Here is a 17263-nt window from a genome sequence, read left to right as displayed (position 1 = left end):
GGCTCCCCCCGGCCGCAGCTCCGCCCGTGAGGCTCCGGGACCGTCAGAGGTCGTGAGGGGCCTTGAGAGGCAGGGGCCTTGAGAGGCCAAGAGGCCAAGAGAACGGGAGGCCAGGAGGCCGAGAGGACAAGAGGCCGTGCGGCCGAACCGCCCGCCGCGCACGGCCTCTCGCCTTTCCGCCGTCCCCGTCCGTTCAGAAGATGCCCTGGCCCGGGACGAGGATGCCCGCCGGGTCGTAGCGGCGGCGCGCGGCGGCCAGGGCAGGCCACGCCTCCCCGAAGTGGTCCCGCCAGTCGGGGCGGCGGAACGGTACGGATCCCACCGGGTACTGCTTGCCGCCCGCGTCGCGCACCGTCTCGTACGCCGCGCGGTTGGCCGCGAGCAGCCGGTCGACGGTGGCCTGGTCGTCGGGCGGACCCGTGCGCAGCACCGCGAGCAGGTACGGCACCGGGTCGTCCGGCATCCGCAGCAAGGGGGCGTGCAGCACCTCGCGCCGCAGCGGGTAGAGCAGCACGACTCCGCTCGTACCGACGTCCTCCGGCCTGAGCGCGTCGAGGATGCCGGAGGCCAGCCGAGTCACGGAGGCGGACGGCAGCAGCAGGTTGAGCCAGGGGTGCGGGTCGTCCCAGAGGCCCTGCTCCTTCTGGTCGGCGACTGAGGGCGCGAGCCGGTCCAGGAACGCGTAGTACTCCAGGGTGTCCGCGGTCATTCCGGCGCTGTCGAAGCGCAGTCCCGCCAGCAGCCTCTCGTCGTCGGGCTCCGGCCCGGCGGGAGGTCCGTAGGCGACGGCCTCCAGCACGTGGATCTGGAAGACCCCCTCGGCGCCGCCCGACTGGGAGGCACCCGCGGACTCGGTGGGAAGCACCAGGCCCTCGACGTAGTCGAAGCGGCGCTCGGCCGTCAGCCGCCGCTGGTCCTCCAGGAAGACCTCCAGGTCGGTGTACGGCAGCTGGAAGTGCCGCACCGTCTTCGGGGCGCGTACGAGGCGCAGCGTGGCACCCACGACGACCGCGCACTGGCCCAGGCCCGCCCGTACGGCGTCGAACAGGTCCGCGTGCCGCGTCGCCGAGCAGCGCACCGACTCGCCCGCGCCGGTGACGACTTGGAGCTCGGTGACCGTGTCGGCCTGTGAGCCGTGCCGGTGGGCCTGCCCGCCGAGGCCGCCGACGGACAGGGTGCCGCCGACGGAGAGTTCGAGATAGTCCGTGAAGACGGGCGGTGTGAGGCCGTGCCGCAGCGTGGACTTGGCGACGGTGCTCCACCGGGCGCCCGCGCCCACCGTGACCGTGCCGTTCTCGACCTTGCCCACGTGGTCGAGCGGCGACGTCTCGATCACCAGGCCGCCCTCGGTCTGCGCCTGCCCGAACGTCGCGTGGCCCTGGCCGCGGGGCGCCACCGGGATGCGGTGCCTGCGGCAGAAGCGGACCATCGCCACGACGTCGTCGACGGAGCCGGGCCGCAGGACCGCCGCAGGGCGGCGGTGGACGATGTGCCCGAAGTCCTCGGCCGCGGCGTCGCGCGAGGCGTCGTCGGTGAGCAACTCGCCGTCCAGCGGCGGCACATGCTCGAATCCGCCGCCCGGGGGCCGCCGCCGTACGGTGCGCTCGGTGGCCCAGGCGCGCGAGCCGGGGTCGAATCCGACCACGGCCGCGGCGCCGGCCAGGCCGTAAAGGGCGGTACGTCTGGAGGGTTCTGAGCGTTCCCGGGGCATGAGCGTCCTCCTGATGCGGCGTCAGCGGGTGTCTCCCGGTCGTGGATGCTACTTCCGCCCGCGGGGGCGCCGCGCGCTCTTGACCGCCGGACACGGCCCGCCCGTACTCGCGGCGTGCGGACGGAAAGCTCTGATTCTCCTCAGATCCGCAATGGGCCCGTGCGCCGCCGGGTAGCGGCTGTCAGGAGACCCGGAACGACCGGGGACCAAGGGGGAATGAATTCATGGTGGCCCTGATCATCGCGCTCGCCGTCTGCGTCGCGGTCGCCGTCGGCCTGACCGCCGTCGTCTTCACGCGGCAGAGGCGGGGGACCGGCGAGAGCGCCGAAGGCCGCGCGTACGCCGATGTGGACCCGTACGGCAGGCAGTGGAAGTGGAAGGCCCAGATGGGTGGCGGCGGAGGCCACCAGGGCAACAACCTTCCCTTCACCTAGAGCGCTCCGCCCCGGCAGGGCGTCCGGCCGGAGCGCTCCCGTGAGAGCGCTCCGCCGGAACGTGCTCAGAGCCGCTCGGGCGTGCGGATGCCCAGCAGCGCCATGCCCTGCCCGAGCGTGCGGGCCGTGAGGTCGCACAGGAAGAGGCGGTTCTGGACCAGCTCCGTGGTCTCCGCCTTCAGGACCGGGCAGTTCTCGTAGAACGGGCTGTAGAGCGTGGCCAGTTCGTAGAGGTACGCCGCCAGCTTGTGCGGCTCGTAGCTCTCCGCCACTGCCGCGAGGGTGTCGCCGAACTCGTCGAGGTGCAGCGCCAACGCCCGTTCCGCGGGCTCCAGTTGCAGCAGCGGGTGCACCTGCGCCCGCTCGCCGCCCGCCTTGCGGAAGATGGACTGGATGCGCGCGTACGCGTACTGGAGATAGACGCTGGTGTCGCCCTGAAGGGAGACCATCCGGTCCAGGTCGAAGACGTAGTCCCTCGTCATGGAGTTGGACAGGTCCGCGTACTTCACGGCGCCGATGCCGACCTGCGCGGCGCGCTCCTGGATCTCCTCCTCCGTGAGGTCCTGCGCCTTCTCCCGTACGACCACGGCGGCGCGCTGCGTCGCCTCCTCCAGCAGGTCCGCCAGCCGCACCGACTCGCCGGCGCGGGTCTTGAACGGCTTGCCGTCCTTGCCGAGCACGGTGCCGAACGCGAGCTGCCGCGCGGCCCCTTCGGGCAGCCAGCCCGCGCGCCGCGCCGTCTCGAAGACCATCCGGAAGTGCAGCGCCTGCCGCGCGTCCACCACGTACAGCACGGTGTCGGCGTGCAGCTCGCCGATGCGGTCGCGGATCGCGGCGAGGTCCGTGGCGGCATAGCCGAAGCCGCCGTTGGACTTCTGCACGATCAGCGGCGTCGGCGTGCCGTCGGGGCCCTTGACGTCTTCGAAGAAGACGCACAGGGCGCCCTCGGAGCGCACGGCCACACCCGAGGACTCCAGGTCCTTCACGACCGCCTGGAGGCCGTCGTTGTAGGCGCTCTCGCCGACGATGTCCTCGTCGCGGATCTCGACGTCGAGCGTCTCGTAGACGCCCTGGAAGTACGTCTTCGACTCGTCGACGATCTTGTGCCAGAGGGCCAGGGACTCCTCGTCGCCGGACTGGAGCGCGACGACCCGGTCGCGGGCGCGTGCCTTGAACTCCTCGTCGGACTCGAAGAGCGAATAGGCCGCCTTGTAGAGCCGGTTGAGGCGCGCCATGGCGGCCTCGCCCTCGTCCTTCGCGTCCACCGCGTCCGACTCGTGGTCCAACTCGTGCGGATGCTCGACCAGATACTGGATGAGCATGCCGAACTGCGTGCCCCAGTCGCCGATGTGGTGGCGCCGGATCACCTTCTCGCCGCGGTGCTCCAGGATCTTCATGATCGCGTCGCCGATGACCGTGGACCGCAGGTGGCCGACGTGCATCTCCTTCGCCACGTTCGGCTGCGAGTAGTCGATCACCGTGGTGCCGGGCCGGTCCGCGTACGGGACGCCGAGCCGCTCGTCGTCGGAGCGCGCCGCGAGGGTGCGCAGCAGGGCGGCGTCGGACGCGGTGATGTTGATGAAGCCGGGGCCGGAGACCTCGACGCTCTCGATCTCCTCGTTGGGCGGCAGGCTCTCCACGACCCGGCCCGCCAGGTCCCGGGGGTTCGCCTTGAGCCGCTTGGCGAGCGCCAGCACGCCGTTGGCCTGGAAGTCCGCACGGTCGCTCCGGCGCAGCATGGGGTCGATCCACCCTCCGGGAGTGTCCTCCGGCAGGGCGGCCGAGAGAGCCTCCGCGAGGCGCTGGTGGAGCGTGGTGGCGAGCGACGGGACCGAGGGCATGAAGCGAGCCGTTCCGTACGTGGGTGACTGAGCGGAATCCGAGTATTTCACGCGGTGCCACCGGCCGTCGCAGCAGTATTCGGTGTGAAGGGCGGCCGTACGCAGTGGGAGAATGGGCCCCGCAGGCTTGGCGGAGAAGACAGAGAAGGATGTGCCGGAAGTGGCTCAGACCACCCCCGAGACCGACTGGGTCTCCCGTATCGCGGACGACGTCATCGCCGAGGCGGAGCGTCGGTCGCCGGGGAAACCAGTCGTCTGCGCCTCCGGCCTCTCGCCCTCCGGGCCGATCCATCTCGGCAATCTGCGCGAGGTGATGACGCCGCACCTGGTCGCCGACGAGATCAAGCGCCGCGGCGTTCCGTGCGAGCACATCATCTCCTGGGACGACTACGACCGGTTCCGCAAGGTGCCCGCCGGAGTCGAGGGCGTCGACTCGTCGTGGGACGAGCACATCGGCAAGCCGCTGACGTCCGTGCCCGCGCCTCCCGGCAGTCCGTACGGCAGCTGGGGCGAGCACTTCAGGTCCGCGATGGAGGACTCGCTCGCGGAGCTGGGCGTCGAGTACCGCGGCATCAGCCAGACGGAGATGTACACCTCGGGCGCCTACCGCGAGCAGATCCTTTTCGCGATGCGCGAACGCGACCACATCGACGCCGTGCTGGAGCGGTACCGGACGCTGGACAAGGCGGCCGCGGCCCCCATGGGCAAGAAGCAGCAGCAGAAGAAGCAGAAGCAGGGCGAGCCGGACGCCGCCGAGATCGAGGCCGCCGAGGGCTCCGGCGCCGCCGCCGAGGACGACGGCTCGGGCTCGGGCGCCGGTGCGTACTACCCGTACAAGCCGTACTGCACCGCCTGCGGGCGCGACACCACGACGGTCACGGCCTACGACGACGGGACCACCGAGCTGACCTACACCTGCGGCAGCTGCGGGCACAGCGAGACGGTGCTGCTGAGCGAGCACAGCCACGGCAAGCTCGTATGGAAGGTCGACTGGCCGATGCGCTGGGCCTACGAGGGCGTGGTCTTCGAGCCGAGCGGTGTCGACCACCAGTCGCCGGGGTCGTCGTTCGTGGTCGGCGGCCAGCTGGTGAAGGAGATCTTCGGCGCCGAGCAGCCCATCGGCCCGATGTACGCGTTCGTCGGCATCAGCGGCATGGCGAAGATGTCGTCGTCGAAGGGCGGAGTGCCCACGCCCGCCGACGCGTTGGAGATCATGGAGGCGCCGCTGCTGCGCTGGCTCTACGCCCGCCGCCGCCCGAACCAGTCCTTCAAGGTCGCCTTCGACCAGGAGATCCAGCGTACGTACGACGAGTGGGACGCCCTGGAGCGCAAGCTCGCCTCAGGGGCCGCGCAGCCCGCCGACGCCGCCGCGCACGCCCGCGCCTCGTCCACGGCCTCCGGGCCGCTGCCCGCCACGCCGCGCCCGCTGCCGTACCGCACGCTGGCGTCCGTGGCCGACGTGACCGCGGGCAACGACGAGCAGACGCTGCGGATCCTCGGCGAGCTGGACCCGGAGCGCCCGGTGCGCTCCCTCGACGAGGTGCGGCCGAGGCTGGACCGCGCCCAGCGGTGGATCACCACGCAGGTACCGGCGGAGCAGCGCACGCGCGTGCGCGAGGAGCCGGACACGGCGCTGCTGGAGTCGCTGGACGACGGGCAGCGCGAGTCGCTGCGGCTGCTGCTGGAGGGGCTCGACGACCACTGGTCGCTGGAGGGGCTGACGCAGCTCGTCTACGGGGTGCCGAAGATCCGCGCGGGCATCGATCCGGACGCCAAGCCCACGCCCGAACTCAAGGTGGCGCAGCGGTCGTTCTTCGCGCTGGTCTACAGGCTGCTCGTGGGCAGCGACACCGGGCCGAGGCTGCCGACCCTGCTGCTGGCGGTGGGCGCGGACCGGGTGCGCAAGCTGCTCGGGGCGTGACGCACGCGGGCGCGGCCGAGCGCGTCGCAGTGATGTGGTCGCAGTGATGTACGTGCCGCTCGGCCGACTCAGTCGGCTCGGCCGGCTCAGCCCGCGAGGCCCATCTCGGTGTTGTAGCGCTCCCTGAACTCCCGCAGATAGGTGCGCAGATACGCCTCGCTGAGCAGCGAGCCGTCCACGTTGGTCACACCGTGCCGCTCGTGCAGGTCGCGCGAGAGCTGGCGTGCGTTGGGGAAGCTGGTGTGCGACGCGACGAACTGGCGGTACGCGGAGAAGTAGAACTCCTCGCGCGGCACGCCGTCCGGTATGCCCACGGGCTCGGCGTCGTCGGACGCGGAGGGCGCCGGCGCGGGCGGCTCGGGCTGCGCGGAGGCGAAGTCGAGGTCGTCCGCCGCGGCACCGGCGTACGCCGCACCCGCGGCCGGGGCGGGCTCCATGAACAACTGCTGCTGCTCCTCGGCCCGTTGGGGAGGCAGATAGGCGGGAGCGCCGTTGCTGCCGGGCGGGTTGGAGTTGCCGAGCGCGCGGCGCCGTCCCGGGCCCACGGGGACGGTGACCTGCGGGCCGGAGGACGCCGACCCTGCGGCGTACGTGTACTCGGGGGCGGCGGACTCGCCCTGCGCGACCGGGTCCTGGGCCGCCGTCCCGTAGCCGGGCACCTCCTGCACGGGGTCGGGCACCTGCGCCTGCGCCCGGGTGCGGGCGGCCCGCGGCCCGGCCTCGGCGGCGGGCTGCTGCGGGTATCCGGCGGCACCGGCGTCCTCATACGGCTGTGACTGCGGCTGTGCGGGCTGCTGTTGGGCCTGCTGCGGGGCTTGTTGCGGCTGTCCGGGCTGCGGCCGTTCCGCCGCTCCCGCCCCCGCGTACGCGCCCGCTGCGCCCTCCGGGCTCTCCAACTGCCTGTACCAGCCCTGCTGTTCGGCACGGCCGGACTCAACGGGCGCGGTCTCCTCCATGCCGCCCGTGCCGCCCGTGCCCGCCGTGAGCGCCGCGTGCTGCCGCCGCAACGCCCCCGCCTCCCCCTCGGCGGCGCCCGTTCCCGCACCCGCCTCCGTACCGGTGACCGCCCCCGTGCGCGCCCGCGTCAGCGTCGCCGGCGCCTCGATCCCGGCGGCCTCCAGCCCGGACGGACCGGTCTCGGCGAGCGGGACCCCGTAGCGCGCCAGCTTCAGCGGCATCAGCGACTCCACGGGGGCCTTGCGCCGCCAGCCGCGTCCGTAGTGAGCCTGGAGCCTGGCCTCGTAGACGAGCCGCTCCTGTTCCATGCGGATGACCTCGTCGTAACTGCGCAGCTCCCACAGCTTCATCCGGCGCCACAGCTTGAAGGTGGAGGGGAAGGCGAGCAGCCAGCGCGAGATGCGTACGCCCTCCATGTGCTTGTCCGCGGTGATGTCCGCGATCCGGCCGATCGCGTGCCGCGCGGCCTCGACCGAGACGACGAAGAGGACCGGGATCACCGCGTGCATCCCCACGCCGAGCGCGTCGGGCCAGGCGGCGGCGCCGTTGAAGGCGATGGTGGCCGCGGTCAGCAGCCAGGCCGTCTGGCGCAGCAGCGGGAACGGGATGCGGATCCACGTCAGCAGCAGGTCCAGCGCCAGCAGTACGACGATGCCCGCGTCGATGCCGATGGGGAAGAAGGGCGCGAAGGCGCCGAAGCCCTTGCGCGCGGCGAGATCGCGCACGGCGGCGAAGGACCCGGCGAAACCGATGGCGGCGATCGTCACGGCACCGATGACGACCACCGCGACCAATATGCGGTGTGTACGAGTCAGTTGTACGCCTTGCACTGGAGTTGTCCCCCACCCTCGGAAAGCGACGCGGCGCACCAGACTGGCACATGCGTCAAGCCTTCGCCGCACGGGTGTGCGACTCGCGGGCGCGTCATGTGCCCCACCTGCGCCGGGCGCGAGCGCGCCCGGCGCGGCGGTGCGTCACTCGGTGAACGTCACGCCGGTGAACGCCACTTCGGCGAAGTCACCTCAGCTGAAGTCACTTCAGCGACGCGACGGCTTCCTTGGCGGCCTGCTCGGCGTTCTTCTTCAACTCGTCCGCGCCGGGCGTCTTTCCGCTCTCGAAACCGGCGCCCGCGTAGTCCACGGTCACCACGACGTTCGCGGTGCGTGCCACGACACGGTGCTCACGGAAGTCCTCGGACTTCTTCCCGTCCTTCTTCTCGACCTCGTAGCCGAGGGACGTCGCGCTGTCGCCGATCCCGCTCACCGGGGAGGACTTGACGTCCTTGTTGGACTTCTCGGTCTTGAGCGCGTCCGCCTGCTGCGACATGAACGCGCCCGCCAGCTTGTCGCCGGAGCCGCGCGAGGCGTCGGACTCGAAGCGCTTGAGGGAGATGGTCAGCTGCCGGTAGTCGAACTTGTCCAGGCCGCTCCACAGGCAGCTGCCCGAGTCCGTGGTGTTGCCGGAGCCGATCCGCTTGCCGGAGGCGTTGTCCGTCTTCGGCGTCAGCTTCTCGACCGTGCCCTTGGAGAGCGACTTGCAGGCGTCCGGGAGCTCCTTGAACTTCACCGGAGCCGCGGTCTTCTGGCTTCCGGCGTCGTCCGACGAGGCCGCACCGCCGTCGTCGTCGCCGCCGGAGTCGGAGGAGCAGCCCGCCAACAGCAGTGCGGGGACTGCGACTGCCGCGCAGGCGAGCGTCCGTACCGGACGCCGGGAGCGTCGCCCTGAGGTTCGCTGAGCATTACGAGGCATGATTCCTTCGCTTCCAGTCGGTCTGCGTCAGTTGTCGTCGAAGCCCGCAGCCAGCTCCGCGGCCACGTTACGGGCCTTCTCCTGCAACTCGGCGCTGTCCGGGGTGCGCCGCTTGTCCGTGAGCCACTGGTCGTACCTGACGGTGGCGATCACGTTCGCGCTGCGGAAGACGAGCGTGATGTCACGGTGGACTCCCGAGTCGCCGGTGTCCAGTTGGTCGTCGATGTAAGCGTTGTCGCCGATGTCGCCGAGCATACGGGGCGAGAGATCCTCGTCCGGAGACTGGGACGCGTCGGGGCCCCCTCCGGATTCGTTCGCGGCCGCGGAACCGCTGTCGGATTTCTCACCCTCGTCGTTCCCGTCGCCGCCGCCGTCCCCGCCCGCGTCGGCGCCGCCGCTCTTGCTCTTGTCGCCGCCCTTGCCGTCGCCCGCGTCGCTGTTCTTGTCGCTGCTCTTGTCGTCGCTCTTGCCGCCGTCGCCGGTGTCCCCGCCCGTGCCTTGGTCGTCGCCGCCGTCGGCGTCCCCGCCGTCGTCGGGCGGGGGAGTGCTGTCGTCGTCCGTGGGGATCTCGGCCTGGCCAGCGCGCTCGTCGTAGAGCAGTTGGGCCTGCTTGTCGTCGCTGACGGCCGGGTCGTAGGAGACGACCCGCTCCAGGTCGACCGCGAGATGGCGGGTGGCGAGGGTGGTCGCGCTCTTCCAGCGGCAGCCGGCGCGGCGGTCGGTGTCGTACGTGACGATCGCCTGCCCCTTGAACGGGGAGGAGTCCGGGTCGGCGTCGTCGTTCTTGCCGGACGCGTCGCTGCTGCCGCCCGCGCCCTCGGCGGCCTCGGCCCCGGGCAGCAGCTTCTTGAGGGTGCCGAGCCCGACGGCTCCGCACGGCTCGGGCAGCGTGCTGTACTTGCCGGGCTGCGCCGGGGGCCCGGCGGACGAGGAGTTGCCGGGCTTGGTGTCGGAGCCGGAGCCCTGGCCGGACGAACCGGTGCAGGCGGTGAGCCCTCCGGAGAGCACGGCGACCAGCGCGAAACCGGTGACGCCGGTTGCGTACGTCCTTGCCCTCCGCTGCACTGTGCTGCCTCCTGCTCGGCGCTGCTGCCGTCCTGTGGGCGCCCCGTCGACGCCCGGTGGGGATCGTGCTTCCGCGGCGGCGGTGCCGCGGAAGACAATGTCTACCGCACGCGCGCCGGAGGCGTCCGTCCGGGCAGTGCATATGTTGCGCGAAGTCCGGGTTTTCCGTTTCGCGGATTCAGTGCGTCTTCTTCTGTTCTGTTCGCGGGGCGCCAAGTGAGATGTCTTACGCGGGGGTTCTGCACGGGCCCGCAGCCCGCAACCAGCCCCCCTGCCCCTTGCCCCCTGCACGGGGACGCCGGTGGCGGAGCGCGGCCGGCGCGTGCGCCTCAGCGTTCGCGGTGGACCTTGGTGTTGGAGGCCTGGGCGCGCGGACGCACCACCAGCAGGTCCACGTTGACGTGCGGCGGCCGGGTCACGGTCCACGCGATCGTGTCCGCCACGTCCTCCGCGGTGAGCGGTTCGGCGACGCCTTCGTAGACCTTCGCCGCGCGTGCGGCGTCGCCGCGGAAGCGGGTGAGCGCGAACTCGTCGGTCTTCACCATGCCGGGCGCGATCTCGATGACTCGTACGGGGTCCCCGCACAGCTCCAGGCGCAGTGTCTCGGCGAGCACATGGGAGCCGTGCTTGGCGGCGACATAGCCGCCCCCGCCCTCGTAGGTTCCGTGACCCGCCGTGGAGGAGACGACAACGACGGTGCCCTCGCCGGAGGGGGATCGGGTGAGCGCAGGCAGCAGCGCCTGTGTGAGGTGCAGTACGCCGATGACGTTGACCTCGTACATGCGGCGCCAGTCGGCGGGGTCCGCGGTGGCGACGGGGTCGGTGCCGAGGGCGCCTCCCGCGTTGTTGACGAGCACGTCGCAGCGGTCGAGCCCCGCCGCGAAGGCGTCGACGGCGGCGCGGTCGGTGACGTCGAGGGCGTGGGCCTCGGCCGAGTGCCCCTCGCCCGTCAACTCCGCGGCCAGAGCGTCGATCCGGTCCTTGCGGCGCGCGGTGAGCACGACCCGGTATCCGGCCTCGGCCAGCCGGCGGGCGGTGGCGGCGCCGATGCCGCTGCTGGCGCCGCTGATGACGGCGGTGCGGTTGCTCATGGCCAAGAGGCTACGCCGTGTGCCGGTGGGCCCGGCCGCCGCGGGGTGCACGTGGGATCCCCGGACCGGGGCGGTACGGGTCGCCGCGGGGACGGTCGCCGCGGTGCGGGGGAGGGCCCGGCCCGCGGTCAGTGGCCGCGCGGCGCGTACATGATGACGGCGACTCCGGCGAGGCAGATCAAAGCGCCCGTCACGTCCCAGCGGTCCGGGCGGAACCCGTCCATGGCCATGCCCCACAGCAGGGAACCCGCGACGAAGACGCCGCCGTACGCGGCGAGGATGCGGCCGAAGTGGGCGTCGGGCTGGAGCGTGGCGACGAAGCCGTAGACGCCGAGGGCGATCACGCCCGCGCCGATCCAGGCCCAGCCGCGGTGTTCGCGAACTCCCTGCCAGACGAGCCACGCTCCGCCGATCTCCATGAGCGCCGCGAGGACGAACAGGGCGACGGAGCGGGCGACGAGCATGGCGGCAGGTTACGCGAGGCCCGCGGTGTGCACGGAGGGCGCGGGTCGCGGGCGATCTCGTCTACGTGCGGTCCCGCGTGCCGCGGCCAGGGAGCCCCGCGGTCCCGCGCCCGTCGCTGCGGAGCCCCGCGGTCCCGCGCCCGCGGATACGGAACCCCGCGGTTTCGTGTCCGCGGATACGGAGCCCCGCGGTTTCGTGCCCGCGGATACGGAACCCCGCGGTCCCGTGCTCGCGGATACGGAACCCCGCGGTCCCGTGCTCGCCGTCAGGCCGCTTACGCTTCCACTTCCCGTACCGCCGGTGAGCCCGTCCACTCCGCCAGCGCCTGACGCAGCCCCTGCGGATCCTGCTTGTCGCTCGCCCACGCGATATAGGCGTCCGGCCGTACCAGCAGGGTCCGGCCGCCGGTCGACGCCGAACGCACGTGGACCGTACGGTCGTCGGCCTCCACGCCCGTGTCCGGCGGAGGCGCGTCCACAGGCGAGACGAGTACGAACGAGCCCGCGCGCAGCGCCTCGTAGAGACGGGACCCGGAGGCGAGCGGCAGGTCCGGCGCGCGCCTGCCGGCGAGCGGATGGGAGCCGCGCGGCGCCGGGTAGGAGATGGCGATGCCGGAGACCGTCCGCACGGCACGTCCGGCCAACGGGCGTACGCGGCTGAGGAGTCCGGCCCCGGTGGCGCGCAGCGTGCGGCCCGCGGCGGAACGCGCGAGGGCGAGCCGGATGATGGTGCCGCTGATGCGCAGCACGAGGCTGCCCACGGGGTGCCGTTCGCCGTCGTACGTCTCCAGGAGCGTGGCGGGGGAGTGGCCGCGCAGCACGGCCGAGAGCTTCCAGCTGAGGTTCGCCGCGTCCTGGAGGCCGGTGTTCATGCCCAGGCCGCCGGCGGGCGAGTGGACGTGTGCGGCGTCGCCCGCGAGGAAGACCCGGCCCACGCGGTAGCGCGGTGCCTGCCGTTCGTCGCTGTGGAAGCGGGAGATCCAGCGCGGGTCGTGCATCCCGTGGTCGGAGCCGAGTGCCGCCACCGCGAGCTCCCTGACCTCCTCCAGTCCGGCGGGCTCGGTGTCGGGCAGCTGCCGGTGGCGGCTCCAGCCCATCACCCGGTACCAGCCGTCTCCGAAGCCCGCGATGAGCGCGAAACCGTCCTGCGTCGCGTTGACGAGGAAGGGGTTGGACGGCGGGTCGGTCAGCCGGACGTCGGCCAGCACGATCGAACGGATCACGGACTTGCCGGGGAAGGGCAGCCCCAGCAGTTCGCGGACGGTGCTGTGCACGCCGTCGGTGCCGATGACGTAGGAGCCGCGAAGCGTGCGGGGCGCGTCGGCGGTCCCGGCCGTGGCGGTCGCCCCGGCCGTTTCGGCCGTCTCGGCCGACTCCGTGGTGCCGGACGCGTCGGCCGTACGGCCCGCTTCGGCCGTGACGGAGGCGTCGGCCGGGGAGGACGCCTCGGCCCCCGCCCCCGCATCGGCCCCGCCTTCCGTCTCGCTCCCGTACGCGGGAACCGTTCCGTCGTACGCCCCCTCCTCCGGCGGCGTGGCCGCGACGTCGACCTCGACGCCCGAGCCGTCCTGGCGGAGCTCCAGCACCTCCGTGCCGTGCACGAAGGTCACCCCCGCCTTGCGGGCGCGCCGCTCCAGCAGCCGCTCCACCTCGTACTGGCCGGTGACCAGTACGAACGGGAAGCGGCTCGGCAGCCGCGACGGTCGCAGCTCCGCACGTCCGAAGAGGCCGAGCGTCTCCATCCGGGCGCCCGTGCCGATCAGTTCGTCGGCCAGACCGCGGGCGTCCAGCTGCTCCAGCGTGCGGGCGTGCACGACGAGGGAGCGGGTGAGGTTGCTGATCCCCTCCGGGCGGCGCTCGACGAGCGTGACCCGGTGCCCGGCCTCGGCGAGGTCCCCGGCGGCCATGAGCCCCGTGGGCCCCGCGCCGACGACGATCACGTCCGCGGTCCGGTCGCCGCCGTGGGCGATGCGCTCCGGCTCGCCGCCGGGAGCCGTACCGGTGGCTCGGGTGCCGCTGGGTGCCATGAGTCCTCCCGATCGCCGAACAAGGCCGGACAAGCGGATGCCGATGTCAACAGACGTTGGTCAACACCCGTTGGCACCACGGTAGATGGGCCCTCTCGGCGATGTCAACGCATGTTGGCCCACGGGTGTTGGCTCAGGTGCCGGTCTACGGGGAATCGGCTCACAGGGCCCGGCTCACGGGACCCGGCTCACGCAGCCCGGCTCACGGGGTCCGCCCACGCGCCCCGGGCTGCGAACTCACGCTCGCCTGCCCGCGGATGAGAGCGGCGCCGGCGCCGCCCCGCGCTCAGTCGTCCAGGCGCGCGCAGAACAGGTCCACCAGGCGCGCCAGGAACGCGCGCCCCTCCTCGCCGGGCTCCATGGAGATCGTGCCGCCGCCCCAGTCCAACGTGCCGACCATGGCCTGGTATTCGGAGTGCAGATGGTGAAGGATCCCGCTGACCCGCGCCCGCGGCAGGTCCAGCAGCTTGCACACGGGCTGTACGTACGGCTGCCAGCGGTTCGTGACCGCACGCAGCAGCAGCTCGCCCACCTCGGCGCCGAGCCCGGTGACGTCGAGATACGCGCGGAGCGGCAACGCGAGTGCCTCCGCGAGGAGTTCGGCCTGACGCCCGGTCAGCCGCCACCGTCCGCTGCGCTCCATCTCCTCGTACTCGGCGGGGGAGACGCCCAGGCGCAGCGCCATGTCGAACGTCGAGACGCCACGGGCGAGCCGGTGCTGGTGCACACTGCTCAGCGAGCCCATGAGGTCGCCCACCGAGCACCACAGCACACCCGCCAGAGCCGCCAACTCCCGCTCGCCGGGGCTCTGGTCGCCCGACTCCCAGCTGAGCACCGTCAGCGGGGTGACCTGCACGCCGTACGCGCTGAGCATCGTGGACGCGACGTCCTCGGCCCGCATCCCGAGGGCCTGGCGCGTGCTGCGCGCCGCCTCGCGGTTGAACGCGGGCCTGCCGGGGTCGGATGACGTGTGCTGGGACAAGCGGTCCACTTCTTCAGTCGTCTCCCTGATGGCACGGCCACGGGCCCGAAGTACAAAGGATGTCAAAGCGCTACGGCAGCGTCCAGGCCAGGATGCCGGACTGTGCATAGATCAACACGGAGAGGATCAGCAGCAGTCCGAGGCTCCACTTGAGCGTCGCGCGCAGCAGTTCGGACTCCTGGCCGGCGCAGCCGACCGCGGTCGCGGCGATGGTGAGGTTCTGCGGGCTGATCATCTTGCCCACGACGCCGCCCGAGGTGTTCCCGGATACCAGCAGCGTCGGATCGAGGCCGGCTCCCTTGGCGGCGGTGTGCTGGAGGGTCGCGAAGAGCGCGTTGGCCGAGGTGTCGGAGCCCGTGACCGCGGTGCCGAACCAGCCGAGCACCGGGGAGAGCAGCGCGAGCGCGCTTCCGCTCCCGGCCACGAACGTGCCGATGGTGATGGTCTGGCCGGAGAGGTTCATCGCGTACGCGAGCGCGAGCACGGACGCGACGGTCAGCAGCGCCGTGCGCAGCTTGACGAGCGTGGCGCCCAACTCCCGCAGCGCGGACTGCGGTTCGATGCGGAGCACGAGCGCGGTGATGACGCCGGAGAGCAGCAGGAGGGTCCCGGGGGAGGACAGCCACGCCAGGTTGTAGACCGTGGAGTCCACTTCGCCGCCGGAGACGGTGCGCAGCTTTCCGTCCAGGCCCGGCCAGGGGACGGCGATGTCGGTGGCGCCGAGGAACTCCTTGACGGGCGTCCACAGTTGGGCGACGGAGAAGACCGAGATGACGATGATGTACGGGGCGAAGGCCGAGGCCAGGCGTCTGCCGTCCGCCGGCGGGCGCACGGGTGCGGCTCCGTGGCCGGTGCGCGGTGCGTGTGCCGCGGTGCCGTGCCGCGCGTGCCCGCGTCCTCGCCCGTGGTCGCCGTGCTGTTCGCGGTGGCCGTACGGTCCGCCCGTCGGTCCTCCGTGTCCTCCGTGCCCGCCGTTTGATCCGCGCGCCGTCGCCGTCCGCTGCCCGCCCGCGTCGTAGCGGCCCCGTCCGCCGGCCTCGCCGAGGAGTTCGGCCCTCGCCTCCTCGCTGCCCCGCGGCCGCCAGAACCTCATGAACACCACGGCCGCCACCATGCTGGCGAGCGAGGTGATGATGTCGGTCAGCTCCACGGATATGTAGTTGGAGCTGACGTACTGCACGAGCGCGAAGGTCGCGCCGCACACCAGCGCGACCGGCCATATCTGCCGCAGCCCGCGGAAGCCGTCCACCAGCACCGTCAGCAGCAGCGGCACCAAGAGCGCGAGCAGCGGCACCTGATGGCCGACGTACGCGCCGATGTCCGTGTACGGGATCTTGGTCAGCCCGCCCGCCGTGATGACGGGTATGCCCATGGCGCCGAAGGCGACGGGCGCGGTGTTGGCGACCAGCACGGTCACCGCCGCGCGGAACGGCGGGAAGCCCAGCGCGATCAGCATGATCCCGGTGATCGCCACGGGTGCGCCGAAGCCCGCGAGCGCCTCCAGCAGGGCGCCGAAGCAGAACGCCAGCACGACCGCCAGCACCCGCGGGTCGTCGCTGATGAGACCGAGTGAGCGGCGCAGATCCTCGAACGTGCCGCTGACGACGGTCAGTTGGTACAGCCAGATGGCCGTCACCAGGATCCAGCCGATGGGGAAGAGGCCGAACACGGCGCCTTCGCTCGCGGCGAGGGCCGCCAGCTTCAGCGGCATCCCGTACACGGCGACGGCGATGCCCACCGCGACGGCCAGAGCGGCGAGTCCGGCCCAGTGCGCGCGTACCCGGGCCGCTCCGAGCAGGAGGAACAGGGTCAGCAGCGGCACCGTGGCCACGAGCGCCGACAGCGCGAGGCCGCCGGAGAGCGGAGAGAGCGCGGGCTGGTACAAGGGCATCCCCGTACGGATTTGGTCAGACCATGCAAAGAAGCTGCCACACACTATGAAGAGCCCAACTCGCTGTCCAGGGACCGCACATGATGTGGTCCGACCAAAGCATGGGTGATTGGATTGCGCTCCCGGCGACAGGTGCCGTGCCGTTTCGGCGCCACCGGGCGAGTGGCACGACGCCGCGGATTCGGGAGGGGTTTCATGGCCGGGCCGGACGACTGGGAACCCGTGGCCCGTTCCCGTACGTACGAACTCGTGCTCACCAGGATCGAGCAGCTCATCCACAACGGAAGGCTCCGGGTGGGCGACCGGCTGCCGCCCGAGCGGGAGTTGAGCGAACTGCTCGGGGTGAGCAGGGCGGCCGTGCGCGAGGCGCTGCGCGTGCTGGAGGCGCAGGGGGCGCTGCGGCCCCGTGTCGGCACGGGACCGGATTCGGGGAACGTGATCGCAGCCATGCCCGACGCGGGGCTCACCCAGTTCCTCAGACTGCACATCGCGCTCGCGCACTTCCCGCTCGACGACGTCGTCGAGGCACGTGCCGTACTGGAGCGTTCCAGTGCCCGGCTCGCCGCCGAGCGCGCCGGTCCGGACGACCTCGCGCGGATTCGTGAGCAACTGGACCGCATGGACGCGGCCGGCCTTCCGCGCGAGGCGTTCAACGACTGCGACACGGACTTCCACGTCGCCATCGCGGAGGCGGCGGGCAACCGCCTCGTCGCCGACCTGACCGTGTCCGTGCGCAACGCGGTGCGGCAGACGCTGCTCACCGTCTTCAACCGCGTCGACGACTGGGAGACGGTCGCCGCCCGGCTGCGCTCCGAGCATCACGAGATCTACGACGCCGTGGCGGCCGGTGAGGCCGAGCGTGCCGGGCAGGCGGTGGAGGCGCACATCCGCTCCGTGCACCGGGAGATCGTCCTGCCGTCGCTGTCGCCCGTGCCCTGAGACGGCGGCCGCACGGGACCGCCGGTGCTCCCGCACTCCCCGGGCAGCGCCGGCTTCCGTACCCCGTGACCAGGGGTCTGGTCCGTCAACGCACGTTGGCCTACAGTCGTTGGCGTGGAAGACGAAGCGAAGTCACGCCCCCGTGCGGGAGCCTCCGCCGAAGCCGCGGCCCCGTCCGTCGCCGCAGCCGG

Annotated in this window: 13 protein-coding genes; 3 read left to right on the top strand and 10 right to left on the bottom strand. The window is 72.1% G+C overall.

Translation table 11 applies throughout. The annotated features are described in order from the left end of the window. Positions 1–193: 193 nt before the first annotated feature. On the bottom strand, positions 194–1711 hold the full coding sequence (locus HCC61_RS07905) for an FAD-binding protein (RefSeq protein ID WP_169134467.1): 1518 nt from the start codon (positions 1709–1711) through the stop codon (positions 194–196). A 224-nt stretch (positions 1712–1935) separates the two neighbouring features. Between HCC61_RS07905 and HCC61_RS07900 the strand changes: the two genes are divergently transcribed. After that, the gene (locus HCC61_RS07900; protein WP_169134466.1) at positions 1936–2145 is read left to right on the top strand and encodes a hypothetical protein; all 210 of its coding nucleotides are present in this window, start codon (positions 1936–1938) and stop codon (positions 2143–2145) included. A gap of 65 nt (positions 2146–2210) precedes the next feature. On the opposite strand, the gene argS is transcribed toward HCC61_RS07900, so the two are convergent. Continuing rightward, a complete protein-coding gene (gene argS, locus HCC61_RS07895; protein ID WP_169134465.1) occupies positions 2211–3986 on the bottom strand; it encodes an arginine--tRNA ligase in 1776 nt (591 codons plus the stop codon). A gap of 160 nt (positions 3987–4146) precedes the next feature. Here argS and lysS point away from each other — a divergent pair, with 160 nt between their 5' ends. Further along, the gene (lysS, locus tag HCC61_RS07890) at positions 4147–5907 is read left to right on the top strand and encodes a lysine--tRNA ligase (protein WP_169134464.1); all 1761 of its coding nucleotides are present in this window, start codon (positions 4147–4149) and stop codon (positions 5905–5907) included. Between the two features lie 86 nt (positions 5908–5993). Here lysS and HCC61_RS07885 read toward each other — a convergent pair whose 3' ends face one another. The 8 genes from HCC61_RS07885 to HCC61_RS07850 form a co-directional block, all read right to left on the bottom strand. After that, on the bottom strand, positions 5994–7679 hold the full coding sequence (locus tag HCC61_RS07885; RefSeq protein ID WP_169134607.1) for a DUF2637 domain-containing protein: 1686 nt from the start codon (positions 7677–7679) through the stop codon (positions 5994–5996). Positions 7680–7896: 217 nt separating this feature from the next. Next, positions 7897–8613, bottom strand: a complete 717-nt coding sequence (locus HCC61_RS07880) for a DUF3558 domain-containing protein (RefSeq protein WP_169134463.1) — start codon at positions 8611–8613, stop codon at positions 7897–7899. Between the two features lie 27 nt (positions 8614–8640). After that, positions 8641–9678 (bottom strand): hypothetical protein, encoded by a 1038-nt coding sequence (locus HCC61_RS07875; protein WP_169134462.1) that lies wholly within the window; start codon positions 9676–9678, stop codon positions 8641–8643. Positions 9679–10007: 329 nt separating this feature from the next. Continuing rightward, a complete protein-coding gene (locus tag HCC61_RS07870; RefSeq protein WP_169134461.1) occupies positions 10008–10769 on the bottom strand; it encodes an SDR family oxidoreductase in 762 nt (253 codons plus the stop codon). 128 nt (positions 10770–10897) lie between these two features. Further along, positions 10898–11233 (bottom strand): YnfA family protein, encoded by a 336-nt coding sequence (locus tag HCC61_RS07865; protein WP_169134460.1) that lies wholly within the window; start codon positions 11231–11233, stop codon positions 10898–10900. A 275-nt stretch (positions 11234–11508) separates the two neighbouring features. After that, a complete protein-coding gene (locus HCC61_RS07860) occupies positions 11509–13260 on the bottom strand; it encodes an FAD-dependent oxidoreductase (RefSeq protein ID WP_240968547.1) in 1752 nt (583 codons plus the stop codon). Between the two features lie 286 nt (positions 13261–13546). After that, positions 13547–14242, bottom strand: coding sequence for a helix-turn-helix transcriptional regulator (locus HCC61_RS07855; protein WP_169134459.1), 696 nt, complete (start codon positions 14240–14242; stop codon positions 13547–13549). Positions 14243–14312: 70 nt separating this feature from the next. After that, complete coding sequence (locus HCC61_RS07850) at positions 14313–16127, bottom strand: L-lactate permease (RefSeq protein ID WP_169134458.1); 1815 nt, start codon at positions 16125–16127, stop codon at positions 14313–14315. 201 nt (positions 16128–16328) lie between these two features. Here HCC61_RS07850 and HCC61_RS07845 point away from each other — a divergent pair, with 201 nt between their 5' ends. Next, the gene (locus HCC61_RS07845; RefSeq protein WP_169134457.1) at positions 16329–17072 is read left to right on the top strand and encodes a FadR/GntR family transcriptional regulator; all 744 of its coding nucleotides are present in this window, start codon (positions 16329–16331) and stop codon (positions 17070–17072) included. Positions 17073–17263 lie beyond the last annotated feature (191 nt).

It is taken from the genome of Streptomyces sp. HNM0575 (assembly GCF_012726265.1).
In the GTDB taxonomy this organism is placed as follows: domain Bacteria; phylum Actinomycetota; class Actinomycetes; order Streptomycetales; family Streptomycetaceae; genus Streptomyces.
This window is presented reverse-complemented; position numbering and strand designations above follow the sequence as displayed.

Bases quoted from the DNA above. Each gene is read 5' to 3' on its own strand.
- HCC61_RS07845 (WP_169134457.1), top strand. From the start codon at position 16,329: ATGGCCGGGCCGGACGACTGGGAACCCGTGGCCCGTTCCCGTACGTAC.
- HCC61_RS07880 (WP_169134463.1), bottom strand. From the start codon at position 8,613: ATGCCTCGTAATGCTCAGCGAACCTCAGGGCGACGCTCCCGGCGTCCG.
- argS (WP_169134465.1), bottom strand. From the start codon at position 3,986: ATGCCCTCGGTCCCGTCGCTCGCCACCACGCTCCACCAGCGCCTCGCG.
- HCC61_RS07870 (WP_169134461.1), bottom strand. From the start codon at position 10,769: ATGAGCAACCGCACCGCCGTCATCAGCGGCGCCAGCAGCGGCATCGGC.
- HCC61_RS07900 (WP_169134466.1), top strand. From the start codon at position 1,936: ATGGTGGCCCTGATCATCGCGCTCGCCGTCTGCGTCGCGGTCGCCGTC.
- HCC61_RS07860 (WP_240968547.1), bottom strand. From the start codon at position 13,260: ATGGCACCCAGCGGCACCCGAGCCACCGGTACGGCTCCCGGCGGCGAG.
- HCC61_RS07905 (WP_169134467.1), bottom strand. From the start codon at position 1,711: ATGCCCCGGGAACGCTCAGAACCCTCCAGACGTACCGCCCTTTACGGC.
- HCC61_RS07865 (WP_169134460.1), bottom strand. From the start codon at position 11,233: ATGCTCGTCGCCCGCTCCGTCGCCCTGTTCGTCCTCGCGGCGCTCATG.